Source organism: Streptomyces sp. NPDC044063, from assembly GCF_056434285.1.
This window is the reverse complement of the sequence record NZ_JBWKFM010000010.1, coordinates 169,563-181,000: the sequence shown is the minus strand read 5'-3', so window position 1 is coordinate 181,000 and position 11,438 is coordinate 169,563. Positions and strand designations below refer to the sequence as shown.

The 11,438-nt window shown below is 76.1% G+C and carries 1 pseudogene; it reads right to left on the bottom strand.

What is annotated here, in order from left to right:
* Positions 1-229: 229 nt before the first annotated feature.
* Positions 230-10,963 (bottom strand): annotated as a pseudogene (locus tag AC07BS_RS15330) (type I polyketide synthase); the annotation flags it as partial.
* Between the last annotated feature and the right edge of the window lie 475 nt (positions 10,964-11,438).

Here is an 11,438-nt window from a genome sequence, read left to right as displayed (position 1 = left end):
ACTCGGTGTCGCCGAGGGCCAGTTCGATGAGGTTCTCCACGTCCATCGTCTCGATGGACTGCTCCGCGCCGTCCCCGTCGGCAGGGTCGGCGGGGGTGGTGCCGTCGTCCGCCAGCCGCAGCAGGGCGTCCAGCAGGCCCGCCTCCCGGAGGCGGGCGACCGGGATGCCGGTGAGGGTCCGGCGGACCTGCTCGTCGTCGCCCGCGGCGCCTTCGCCGGTCGCGTCGGCGTCCGCCAGCAGCTCGGTGCCCAGCAGGTCGGCCAGGGCCAGCGGCGTCGGGTGGTCGAAGACCATGGTGGCCGGGAGCTTCAGCCCCGTGACCGCGCCGATCCTGTTGCGCAGTTCGACCGCGGTGAGCGAGTCGAAGCCCAGGTCCCGGAACGCCCTGTCGGGCTCGATCGCCCCAGCGCCGGCCCCCGCTCCGGCTCCGGCTCCGGTGTAGCCGAGTACGGCCGCGGCCTCGGTCTGGACGACGTCCAGCAGGGCGTCGCGCCGGTCGGCGGGCGTCAGGGCGGCCAGACGCCGCACCAGCTCCCGTACGCCGTCACCCGACGCCGTCTCGTCGTCCCCGGCGGAGGAGGAGGCCGCCAGGGCCGACCGCACCTCCGGCAGGTCTTCCAGCAGCGGGCTGGGCCGGCCGATGGTGAACGACGGGGCGAAGCGCTCCCAGTCGACGTCCGCCACGACCACGGCCGTGTCACCGCCGTCCATCGCGCCCTGCAGGGCGCCGATCGCCAGCTCCGGGGCGAGGGCGGGGAGTCCGCGGCGGCGCAGGTGCTCCTCGGCCCCGCCGTCGGCCGCCATGCCGCCCTCGGCCCAGGGGCCCCAGGCGACGGCGGTCGCGGCCAGGCCCCGGGCCCGGCGCCGCTGCGCCAGGGCGTCGAGGTACGCGTTGGCGGCCGAGTACGCGGCCTGGCTGCCGCTGCCCCAGACGCCGGACACCGACGAGAAGAGGATGAAGGCGTCCAGCGACCGCTCCCCCAGCAGTTCGTCCAGATGCGCCGCGCCCGCCACCTTGGCCGACACGACGGCCGCGAGCTCGGTCACGCCCGTGTCCATGATGGTCGCGAACTGCGGGAGTCCCGCCGCGTGCACGACCGCCGTGAGCGCGGGCCCGTCCGCGTCGAGCGAACCGAGCAGCGCGGCGAGCGCGGTCCTGTCGGCCGCGTCGCAGGCGGCCACGGTCACCCGGGCCCCCAGCCGCTCCAGCTCGGCGCGGAGCTCCGGCGCGCCGGCGGCGGCCTCGCCGCGCCGGCTGGTGAGCACGAGGTGCTCGGCGCCGTTGCGGGCGAGCCACCGGGCGGTGTGCCCGCCGAGGGAGCCCGTACCACCGGTGATCAGCACGGTCCCGCGCGGCCGCCACTCGCCGTCGGCCGCCCCGGCCGTACCGTGCGGCGCCCGGGCGAGGCGGCGTACGAGCACGCCCGAGCCGCGCACGGCGAGCTGGTCCTCGGAGCCGGCGCCGGCGAACACGTCGGCGAGCCGGTCGAGGGCCCTCGCGTCCAGCGTCCCGGGCAGGTCGACGAGCCCGCCCCAACGCTCGGGGACCTCCAGCGCGGCGGCCCTGCCCATGCCCCAGACGAGGCCCTGGAGCGGGTGCTCGACGGGGTTCGAGCGGCCGGCCGACACGGCACCCCGCGTGAGGCACCACACCGGGGCGGCCACGCCGAGGTCGCCCAGGGCCTGGACGAGCGCCATGGTCGCCGCCAGGCTCATGGGCAGGCCGTCGTGCTCCGGGTGGGTACCCTCGGCCAGCGCCACCAGGGAGACCACTCCGGCCACGGCCGTACCGTCCGGAACGGCGCCCCGCAGCAGTCCGGCCACCGCCGCGCGGTCGCCGCCCGGCTCGCCGACGACGACGGGCTCTGGCACGTCGGCCCCCCGGCCACGGAGGACACGGGCGATGTCGCCCGCCTCGTCCGTCGCCCCGGCGGGGGCCACCACCAGCCACGTACCCGCGAGCGCGGAGCCGGCGGCGAGGTCGGTCAGCGGCTTCCAGACGGGCTGGTAGCGCCAGCCGTCGAGCGTCGACCGGGTCCGGCTCTCGCGCCGCCAGGCCGACAGCGCGGCGAACACCGAACCGGCGGACGCCCCCTCGTCGACGCCCAGCCGCTCGGCCAGTGCCTCGTGACGGTCGTTCTCGACGGAGTCCCAGAACTCCGCCTCGACGGCGTCGCCCGCCCCGGCCGCGGGGCCGGAGACGGCGGGCCGGGTGTTCTCCAGCCAGAAGCGCTGCCGCTGGAAGGGATACGTCGGCAGATCGACGAGGCGGGCCCCACGGCCCTCGAAAACGGCGTCCCAGTCGACGGGAACACCGGCCACGTGCAGCCGGGCGATCGCGGCGGTCACGGCCAGGCCCTCGGCCCGGTCGGCCCGTAGCGCCGGAACAACGACGCAGGTGGCCTCGTCGAGCGTCTGCTGCGCCATCGCGCTCAGCACCCCACCGGGACCGATCTCGACGAACACGGACACACCCTCGGCACTCAACGAACGGATCGCGTCGGCGAACCGCACGGCGTGCCGCACGTGGCGCACCCAGTAGTCCGGGTCGCACAGTTCCTCGGCGGAAGCCGGACGTCCGGTGAGGGTGGAGACGACAGGGAGGGCGGGTGCGCTGTAGGAGATGCCCTCGGCGACCTTGCGGAACGCCGCCAGCATCGGGTCCATCAGCGGCGAGTGGAAGGCGTGGGAGACGGCCAGCTCCTTGGTCCTCCGGCCGTCGTCCGCCAGGCGCTGGGCGATGGCGCGTACGGCGTCGGCGGCACCGGAAAGAACCATCGACGTCGGGCCGTTGACGGCCGCGATACCGGCCTCGTCCTCGTGCCCGGCGAGCAGCGGAAGGACCTCGTCCTCCGACGCCTCGACGGCCACCATCACACCGCCGGCGGGCAGCGCCTGCATCAGACGACCACGGGCCACCACCAGCGCTGCCGCATCGGCCAGCGACAGCACACCCGCCACATGAGCCGCAGCGATCTCACCGATCGAGTGACCGGCCAGGAAGTCCGGCCGCACACCCCACGACTCGACGAGACGGAACAACGCCACCTCGACCGCGAACAACGCCGGCTGCGTAAAGCCCGTCTGGTTCAGCAGCTCGGCATCATCGCCGAAGACCACGTCCCGCAGCGGACGCTCCAGCTCACCGTCCACGTACGCGCACACCGCGTCGAACGCGTCCGCGAAGACCGGGAACGCCTCGTACAGCTCACGCCCCATCCCCAGCCTCTGGCTCCCCTGACCCGAGAACAGGAACGCCGTGCGGGCCGCCGAGGCCCCCGCGACACCGCGTACGAGGTCCGGCGCGGACTCGCCGCGCGCCAGGGCGCCGAGGCCCTCCAGCAGCGCGGCGCCGTCCCGGCCGACGACGGCGGCCCGGTGTTCCATGGGGGCGCGGCTGACGGCGAGGGAGAGGGCGACGTCCCGCGGGCGGCGGTCCGCCGCGTGGGAGAGGAGGTTGCGGGCCTGCTCACGCAGGGCGGCCTCGTCCTTGCCGGACACGAGCCACGCGACGTACGGGTCCGCGAGGTCGGCGTCGCCCGCGTCGCCCGCGTCCCCGTCGGCCGGGGCCTCCTCGATGACGGTGTGGGCGTTGGTGCCGCTCACGCCGAAGGAGGACACGGCGGCCCGGCGGGGCCGGTCGCCGGACGCGGCCCACTCGACCGGTTCGGTCAGCAGCCGCACGGCCCCCGCCGACCAGTCGACGTGCGGCGTCGGCTCGTCCACGTGCAGGGTCCTGGGCAGGACGCCGTGGCGCAGCGCGAGCACGGTCTTGATGACGCTCGCGACGCCGGAGGCCGCCTGCGTGTGGCCGATGTTGGACTTCATCGAGCCCAGCCACAGGGGGCGCTCCTCCGCCCGCTCCCGCCCGTACGTGGCCAGCAGCGCCTGGGCCTCGATCGGGTCGCCGAGGGCGGTGCCGGTGCCGTGGGCCTCGACCGCGTCGATGTCGGCGGTGGTGAGCCCGGCGTTGGCGAGGGCCTGGCGGATGACGCGCTGCTGGGCGGGGCCGTTGGGCGCGGTCAGGCCGTTCGACGCGCCGTCCTGGTTGACGGCGGAGCCGCGTACCACCGCCAGGACGGGGTGGCCGTTACGGCGGGCGTCCGAGAGCCGCTCGACGAGCAGCATGCCCACACCCTCGCCCCAGCCGGTGCCGTCGGCCGCGGCCGCGAACGGCTTGCAGCGGCCGTCGGCCGCCAGCCCGCGCTGACGGCTGAACTCGACGAAGGCGTTGGGGCTGGCCATCACCGTGGCTCCGCCGACGAGCGCCATCCCGCACTCGCCCTGCCGCAGCGCCTGGGTGGCCAGGTGGAGGGCGACCAGCGAGGACGAGCAGGCCGTGTCGACGGTCACCGCGGGGCCTTCGAGGCCGAGGGTGTAGGCGATGCGGCCGGACATGACGCTGCCGGAGCTGCCGGTGAGCAGGTGGCCCTCGACGCCTTCGGGCAGTTCGCCGAGCCCGGCGCCGTACCCCTGGTAGCCCGAGCCGATGAACACACCGGTCCGTGAGCCCTTGACGGCGGCCGGCGTGAGCCGGGCCCGCTCCAGGGCCTCCCAGGCGGTCTCCAGCAGCAGCCGCTGCTGCGGGTCCATCGCGAGCGCCTCGCGCGGCGAGATCCCGAAGAACCGGGGATCGAAGTGGCCGGCGTCGTGCAGGAACCCGCCCTCGCGGGCGTACGTGGTGCCGGACCGCTCGGGGTCCGGGTCGTAGAGGCCCTCCAGGTCCCAGCCGCGGTCGGCCGGGAACTCGGAGACGGCGTCCACGCCGTCGGCGAGCAGCTGCCACAGCTCCTCGGGCGTCCGGACACCACCGGGGAAGCGGCAGCTCATGGCCACGATGGCGATGGGCTCGTCGGCGGCGGAGGCGGAATCGGAGCCGGGGGCCGGGGCGGCGGCCGGAGCGCCCGGCCGGCCGGGCACCTCGGTGGAGAGGAAGGCGGCGAGGTGGGACGCGCTCGGGTGGTCGAAGACCAGGGTCGCCGGCAGCCGCAGCCCGGTGGCCGCGTCGAGGCGGTTGCGCAGTTCGACACCGGTGAGGGAGTCGAAGCCGAGCTCCTTGAAGGCCCGTTCCGGGGCGACCGCCTCGGGGCCGGAGTGGCCGAGCGCCTTCGCGGCCTCGGTACGGACCAGGTCGAGCAGCGCGCGGTCCCGCTCGGCCGGCGACAGGCCGGCCAGCCGCTCGGCGAGGGCGGAGCCGGCGGTCGCGGCGTCGGGCGCGGCGGCCGCCGGCGCGGTCCGCGCCTCGGGGAGGTCGCCGAAGAGCGCGCTGGGCCGGGCCACGGTGAACGCGGGCGCGAACCGGTCCCACAGCACGTCGGCCACGACCACGGCCGTCTCGTCGAGGTCCAGCGCCCGCTGGAGGGCCGCCGTCGCCGTCCCGGGGGCCATGGCGGGCAGGCCGCGGCGGCGCAGGTGCGCCCGCGCCTCCTCGTCGCCGGCCATGCCGCCGTCGGCCCACGGGCCCCAGGCGACGGACGTTCCCGTGAGGCCCCGGGCGCGCCGCCGGGCGGCCAGGTCGTCGAGGAAGGCGTTGGCGGCGGCGTAGGCGGCCTGGTTGCCGCTGCCCCAGACGCCGGCGACGGACGAGAAGAGCACGAAGGCGTCCAGCGGCCGGTCGCCGAGGAGTTCGTCCAGGTGCTCCGCGCCCGCCACCTTGGCCGACACGACGTCGGCGAAGTCGTCGAGGCCGGTGTCCGCGAGGGGCGTGAACTGCGGCATGCCGGCGGCGTGCACGACCGCCGTCAGCGGCTGCGGCTCGTCCGCGTCGAGCGTGCGGAGCAGCGCGGCCACGGCCTCCCGGTCGGCCACGTCGCAGGCCGTCACGGTCACCCGGGCGCCCAGCTCGCGTACCTCGGCGGCGAGTTCCGCGGCGCCCGGCGCCTCGGGGCCTCGGCGGCCGGTGAGCACGAGGTGCGCGGCCCCGGCCCGGGCCAGGTGCCGGGCCACGTGGGCGCCGAGGGAGCCCGTACCGCCGGTGATCAGGACGGTGCCGCGGGGGCGCCACGCGCGCCCGGCGGACACGGCGCCGAAGGGCGCCCGGGCCAGCCTGCGCACGAACACCCCGGACGACCGGACGGCCAGCTGGTCCTCGCCGTCCGCGCCGCCGCCGAGCACGGAGGCGAGGCGGCGCGCCGAGCGCTCGTCCAGCTCCTCCGGCAGGTCGAGGAGCCCGCCCCAGCGCTGCGCGTGCTCCAGCGCCGCCGCCCGGCCCAGACCCCAGACCATGCCCTGGTACGGGCTCTGCCGGGAGTCCGAGCGGCCGACGGAGACGGCCCCGCGCGTGGCGCACCACAGCGGAGCGTTCACGTCCGCGTCACCGAGGGCCTGTACGAGCACGGTGGTCAGGGCCAGGCCCACGGGCAGGGCGGGGTGCGACGGGTGGGGCTCCTCGGCCAGGCCGAGGAGGGAGAGGACGCCGTCGGGCGCGGTGGCGCGCAGCCGTTCGGCCAGCGCGTCCCGGTCGTCGCGGGAACGGACGGTCAGCCGGACGACGCCGGTGCCGGTGCTCGCGCCTGTGCTCGCGCCTGTGCTCGTGCCTGTGCCTGTTCCGTACGCGGTCAGGGAACGCTCGACGGCGGCGGTCACCGGGGCGTCCTCCGCGCCCTCGGGGACGACGAGGAGCCAGGTGCCCCGCGGCCGGGCCGTCTCCTGGAGGGCGGTCAGCGGATTCCAGGTGACGCGGTAGCGCCAGCTGTCGACCACGGACTGCTTCCGCTGCCGGCGCCGCCAGTCCGAGAGCGCGGGAAGGACGGAGCTGAGGGGCGTTCCCTCGTCGACGGCCAGTTCCTCGGTGAGGGCGGCCAGGTCCTGGCGTTCCACGGACTCCCAGAAGCCGCGGGCGGCGGTGTCCGACACGCCGTCGGCCCGGCCGGTGGCCGGAAGGAGCCAGTAGGGCCGATGCCCGAAGGCGTACGTGGGCAGGTCGACGGCACGGGCCCGGCCGTGCCCGGCGAGGACGGCCTCCCAGTCGACGGCGGTGCCGTGGCTGTGGAGCTGTGCCACGGCGGTGGCCAGGGCCACGTCCTCGCGGCGCCCGGCGCGCAGGGCGGGGACGGCGGTGCGGCCCTCGACCATGGCGGTCAGGACGCCACCGGGGCCGAGCTCCAGGAAGGTGGTCACACCTTCGGCGACGAGGTTGTCGACGGCGTCGCCGAAGCGTACGGCCTGACGGACGTGGCGGACCCAGTAGTCGGGGTCGCACAGCTCCTCGGCGGAGGCGGGACGACCGGTGAGGGTGGACACGATCGGGGTCTTCGGCGCCCCGAACGCCATGGTCTCGGCCACGGCGCGGAAATCCGCGAGCATGGGCTCCATCAGAGGCGAGTGGAAGGCGTGGGAGACGGCGAGTTCCTTGGCCCTACGGCCCTCGGCGATCCGGCGTACGACATCGGCGGCACCGGAAAGAACCACCGACGTCGGGCCGTTGACGGCCGCGATACCGGCCTCGTCCTCGTGCCCGGCGAGCAGCGGAAGGACCTCGTCCTCCGACGCCTGGACGGCCACCATCACACCGCCGGCGGGCAGCGCCTGCATCAGACGACCACGGGCCACCACCAGCGCTGCCGCATCGGCCAGCGACAGCACACCCGCCACATGAGCCGCAGCGATCTCACCGATCGAGTGACCGGCCAGGAAGTCCGGCCGCACACCCCACGACTCGACGAGACGGAACAACGCCACCTCGACCGCGAACAACGCCGGCTGAGTGAAACCGGTCCGGTTCAGCAGCTCGGCATCATCGCCGAAGACGACGTCCCGCAGCGGGCGGTCGAGGTGGGCGTCCAGCTCGGCGCACACCGCGTCGAACGCATCGGCGAAGGCGGGGAACGCCTCGTACAGCTCACGCCCCATCCCCAGCCGCTGGCTCCCCTGCCCCGAGAAGAGGAACGCCGTCCTGCCGTGAGTCGCCACGGCGCCGTCGGCCTCGCCTCGGGCCAGCGCCTCCAGGCCGGTGAGCAGTTCCTCGCGTCCGGTGCCCACGGCGAATCCGCGGTACGGGAGCGCGCCACGGGTGGTGGCGAGGGAGTACGCGATGTCCGTCGCGTCGAGCGTGGCGTCGGCCTGGACGAAGGCCAGCAGGCGCTCGGCCTGGCGGCGGAGCGCCTCGGCGTCCTTGCCGGAGACCAGCCAGGAGATCGCCGGGGCGGCGGCGTTGTCATCGTCATCGCGCTCGCCGGTCCCGGCCTCCGCCGGCGCCTGCTCCAGTACGACGTGCGCGTTCGTACCGCTCACGCCGAAGGAGGAGACGCCCGCCCGGCGCGGACGACCGTCGGCGCCCTCCGCCCACTCGACCGAGTCCGTCAGCAGCCGTACGTCGCCCGCCGACCAGTCCACGTGCGGCGACGGCTCACCGACGTGCAGCGTTCGCGGCAGCACGCCGTGCCGCATCGCCATCACCATCTTGATGACGCCGGCGACGCCGGCGGCGGCCTGGGTGTGGCCGATGTTGGACTTGACCGTGCCCAGCCACAGCGGCCGGTTCTCGTCCCGGCCCTGACCATAGGCCTCCAGCAGGGCCTGGGCCTCGATCGGGTCGCCCAGCGTCGTCCCCGTACCGTGCGCCTCCACCACGTCCACGTCCGTCGCCGACAGGCCCGCCGAGGCGAGCGCGGCACGGATGACGCGCTGCTGGGCGGGACCGTTCGGCGCCGTCAGGCCGTTCGAGGCACCGTCCTGGTTGACCGCAGAGCCGCGCACCACGGCCAGCACGCGGTGGCCGTTGCGGCGCGCGTCCGACAGGCGCTCGACGAGCAGCATGCCGACGCCCTCCGCGAGGCCGGTGCCGTCCGCGTCGGCGGAGAACGCCTTGCAGCGGCCGTCGGTGGCCAGGCCGCGCTGGCGGCTGAAGCCGATGAGGGCGCCGGGGGTGGACATGACGGTGACGCCGCCCGCGAGGGCGAGGTCGCACTCGCCCTGCCGCAGGGCCTGCGCCGCCAGGTGCAGCGCCACCAGCGACGACGAGCACGCCGTGTCGACCGTCACCGCCGGGCCCTCCAGCCCGAAGGTGTAGGAGAGGCGGCCCGAGACGACCGAGGCCGAGTTGGCGGTGAGCAGGTGGCCCTCCATGCCCTCGCCCAGGCCGTCGGCGTCTCCGGCCCCGGCCCCGGCCCCGATCGTCAGGCCGACCGCGTAGTCCTGGCCGTTGGTGCCGGCGAACACGCCCGTGCTGGAGCCGCGCAGCGTCGCCGGATCGATGCCCGCGCGCTCGAACGCCTCCCAGGTGACCTCCAGCAGCAGCCGCTGCTGCGGGTCCATGGCGAGCGCCTCGCGCGGCGAGATCCCGAAGAAGTCCGGGTCGAAGTCGCCCGCGTCGTGGAGGAAGCCGCCCTCGCGGGTGTAGACGCCGCCAGGGGCGTCGGGGTCCGGGTCGTAGAGGCCGTCGAGGTCCCAGCCGCGGTTGGCGGGGAGGCCGGTGATGGCGTCGCCGCCGTCCGCGACCAGGTTCCACAACTCCTCCGGGCTGCGGACGTCGCCGGGGAAGCGGCAGCTCATGCCGACGATGGCGATGGGCTCGTCGTCGGCCGGGCGGGCGGCCGGGGCGGGGCCTGCGGGCGCCTCGGTGACCAGGCTTCCCCGGGCGCCGGCACTGCTCGCGACCTGGTCCGCGAGGTGGCCGGCGAGGGCCGTGGGGGTGGGGTGGTCGAAGACGACGGTGGCGGGCAGGCGGAGGCCGACGGCCGTGCCGAGCCGGTTGCGGAGTTCCATCGCGGCGAGGGAGTCGAAGCCGAGCTCGCGGAAGGCGCGTCCGGGGTCGACGGCGGTCGGTTCGGCGTGCCCGAGGACGGCCGCGACCTGGGTGCGGACCAGGGTGAGGAGCGCCTCGTGGCGTTCGGCCGGGGTCAGCCGGGCGAGCCGGCGGGCCTCCGCCGGCGTCTCGTCGGCCGCGGCCGCGCCGGCCGTCCGGCGCTGCGGTGCGCGGACGAGGCCGCGCAGCAGGGCGGGCACGGTCCCGTCGGCCGCCTGGCGGCGCATGGCCGCCAGGTCGAGGCGTACGGGGGCGAGCACCGCGTCGTCGAGGGTGCGGGCCAGGTCGAGGAGGCGGAGTCCTTCCTCGGCGGTGAGGGGGACGAGTCCGGCGCGGGTCATGCGCCGCAGTTCGCTCGTCCGCAGGCGGGTCTGTTCGCCGCGCTCGGCCCAGACGCCCCAGGCGAGGGAGGAGGCGGGCAGGCCGGAAGCCTTCCGGTGGTGGGCGAGGGCGTCGAGGAAGGCGTTGCCGGCCGCGTAGGCGGCCTGGCCCGCGCCGCCGAGCGTGCCGGCGAAGGAGGAGAAGAGCACGAACGCGGCGAGGTGGTCCATGTCGCGCGTCAGTTCGTGGAGGTTCAGCGCGGCGTCGACCTTGGGCCGCAGGGTGCGGTCGAGTTCGTCCGGCTCGAGGGTGGCGACGAGGCCGCCCGCGACGACGGCGGCGGCGTGGAGGACGGCGGTCAGCGGGCGTTCGGCCGGAATGCCGGCGAGGAGCGCCGCGAGGGCCTCGCGGTCGGCGGCGTCGCAGGCCGCGACGGTGACGGTCTCGGCGCCGAGCGTCGTCAGGTGCTCGACGAGTTCGGCGGCGCCCTCGGTGTCCGGGCCGCGGCGGCTGGTGAGGACGAGGTGGCGGATGCCGTGGACGGTGACGAGGTGTTCGGCGACGAGCCGGCCGAGGGCCCCGGTGCCGCCGGTGATCAGGGCGGTGCCGTCCGGGTCGAGGGCGGCGGGCTCGGGAGCGTCGCCGGTGGTGACGGGGACGCGGGCGAGCCGGGGGACGGTCATGTGCCCGGCGCGCAGCGCGAACTGCGGTTCGCCGGTGGCCAGGGCGGCGGGCAGGGCGGCGTACGACGCGGGGTCCCCGTCGATGTCGGCGAGGACCAGCCGGTCGGCGTGCTCGGACTGCGCGGAGCGGACGAGTCCCCAGACCGGCGCGTGGGCGGTGCCGGACGCGGCGTCGTCACCGTCCGTCGTGACCGCGCCCCGGGTGAGCAGCACGAGCCGCGAGGCGGCGAACCGCTGGTCGGCGAGCCAGGCCCGGACGAGACCGAGGGTGTCGCGCGCGAGAACCCGTACGGCCTCGGCGTCGGTGCCGTCGATGTCGGGCAGGACGGAGAACACGAGGTCGGGGGCGGGGGTGCTCGGAACGGGGGCGTCGGGCGCGGCGGGGTCCGACGCGACGACGCCCAACGCGGGGACGCCCGACGCGGCGGCACCCGACGCCGGGACGCCCGACGCGGAGACGTCCGACGCCGGGACGCCCGACGCAGGAGCGTCCAGCCCGGCAACGTCCAGCGCAGCGAGGTCCGACGCGGAAACGCCCGGCCCCGGAACGCCCGACGCGGGAACGCCCAGCCCGGCAACGTCCAGCCCGGCGACGCCCGACGCGGCGGCACCCGACGCCGGGACGCCCGACGCGGAGACGTCCGACGCCGGGACGCCCGACGCAGGAGCGTCCAGCCCGGCAACGTCC